The 748-nt window shown below is 80.7% G+C and carries 1 pseudogene; it reads left to right on the top strand.

Going from position 1 to position 748, the window contains the following annotated elements:
• Positions 1–595: pseudogene (locus GQS09_RS28365) on the top strand (type II secretion system F family protein); the annotation flags it as partial.
• Between the last annotated feature and the right edge of the window lie 153 nt (positions 596–748).

Here is a 748-nt window from a genome sequence, read left to right as displayed (position 1 = left end):
ACGCCGCGGCGGCCTGCGGATGCCTGGCGCTCGGCGGTCTTGCCGCACTGGCCGGGGAATCGCCGCTGCCGCTGCTGCTCGGGCTGCTGCTGGCCGTGCCCGCGGTACGGTTCGGGCGCCGCCGGGCCGTGCGGCGCCGCGCCGAGCGCCGTGCCGAGGCGGTGATCGCGCTGTGCACCGCCCTGTGCGGCGAGGTGCTCGCCGGGCGTCCGCCGGAACGGGCCCTGCTGGCCACCGGTCCAGGCCCGGTGCGGACGGGCTGCGCGGTGTCGCCGCCTGCTGGCAGGTGGCGGTGGGCAGCGGTGCCTCGCTGGCCGCCGGGCTGGAGCGGGTGGCGGAGTCGCTCCGCGCCGAACGCGACCAGCGGGAGGAGCTGCGGGCGCAGCTCGCCGGCCCGCGGGCCACCGTGCTGGTGCTGGCGCTGCTGCCGGCCGCGGGTCTGCTGCTGGGCGCCGGGATGGGGGTGCGGCCGCTGCAGGTGCTGCTGCACACCCCGGAGGGGCTGGCCGCCCTGCTGACGGGCGCCCTGCTGGAGTGGGCCGGGCTCGCCTGGTCCGCGGCGGTCGTCCGCCGGGCCGAGGCGGTGGCGGGATGACCGGGGCTGCGGTGTGGCCGTGGCTGCTGCGGGCCCTGTCGTCGGGTGCGCTGGTCCTGCTGGCGCTGGGGCTGCTCTCCGCGGTGCGGCACCGGCGGCGGGTGCGGGCGCGGCTGTCCGTCCTCGCGCCGCCGGGCCGCCCCGGTCCGGGGC

Origin of the sequence: Streptomyces sp. YIM 98790 (genome assembly GCF_011421595.1) — a bacterium.
Classification (GTDB): domain Bacteria; phylum Actinomycetota; class Actinomycetes; order Streptomycetales; family Streptomycetaceae; genus Streptomyces.
This window is presented reverse-complemented; position numbering and strand designations above follow the sequence as displayed.